General features: G+C 60.2%; 1 protein-coding gene. It reads left to right on the forward strand.

Annotated elements, in window-relative coordinates:
* Window positions 1–4: 4 nt before the first annotated feature.
* A partial coding sequence (gene tnpC, locus C4K88_RS18100; protein WP_104122821.1) for an IS66 family transposase occupies window positions 5–1,167 on the forward strand: 1,163 nt, incomplete at its 3' end.

The raw sequence follows: 1,167 nt of genomic DNA on the forward strand, positions 1-1,167 counted from the left end.
CGGCATGACTTCTATCCCCGACCTCGACCAACTGAACCCCGAACAACTGCGCGCGTTGGCTGCGCAGTTGCTACAACGTGTCTCGGTGCTCGATGAGCAAGTCGAGACGATGGGCAAGACCGTCCAGGTCATGGACAAGAAGATCCGTCACGACAAGACGCTGATCGAAAAGCTCAGCCACGAGATTGCCCAGCTCAAACGCTTCAAGTTCGCCAAGCGCAGCGAGCAACTGAGCCCCGACCAAGGCAGTCTGCTTGATGATCTGCTCGATACCGATATCGCAGCTATCGAAGCCGAGCTGAAGGCAGCCAATCCGCCGGCCGCACCGGCCGAGCCACGTCATAAGCCCAAGCGTGCACCACTGCCGCCGCAGTTTCCGCGAACCGTGATCCGTCACGAACCAGAGAATACTCAGTGCGTGTGCGGCTGCCAGCTTCAGCGAATCGGCGAAGACGTCAGCGAGAAGCTCGATTACACTCCGGGCGTGTTCACAGTTGAGCGGCATGTGCGTGGAAAATGGACGTGCCGTCAGTGTGAAACACTGATCCAGGCGCCTGTACCGGCCCAAGTGATCGACAAGGGCATCCCGACCGCAGGCCTTTTGGCCCACGTGATGGTGGCGAAGTTCGCCGACCATTTACCGCTGTACCGGCAGGAGAAGATTTTTGGTCGGGCCGGACTGCCCATCGCCCGTTCGACACTGGCGCAATGGATCGGACAGACCGGTGTGCAGCTCCAGCCTCTGGTCGATGCGCTGCGTGAGCATGTGTTGGCCCAGGGCGTGATCCACGCCGATGAGACCCCGGTTCAGATGCTCGCACCAGGCGAAAAGAAAACCCACCGCGCTTACGTGTGGGCCTATAGCACCACGCCTTTCTCGGCCCTAAAGGCCGTGGTCTACGACTTCAGCCCCAGCCGTGCCGGCGAACATGCGCGTAACTTCCTGGGCACGTGGAACGGTAAGCTGGTCTGCGATGACTTCGCCGGCTACAAGGCCAGCTTCGAGCTGGGCATCACCGAAATCGGCTGCATGGCCCATGCACGCCGCAAATTCTTCGACCTGCATGCAGCCAATAAAAGCCAGTTGGCGGAGCAGGCGCTTCACTCGATTGGCGGGTTGTATGAAGTCGAGCGACACGCCAAGGAAATGAGCGACGAAGCCCGCTG

It is taken from the genome of Arthrobacter pityocampae (assembly GCF_002927275.1).
In the GTDB taxonomy this organism is placed as follows: Bacteria; Actinomycetota; Actinomycetes; order Actinomycetales; family Micrococcaceae; genus Arthrobacter_D; species Arthrobacter_D pityocampae.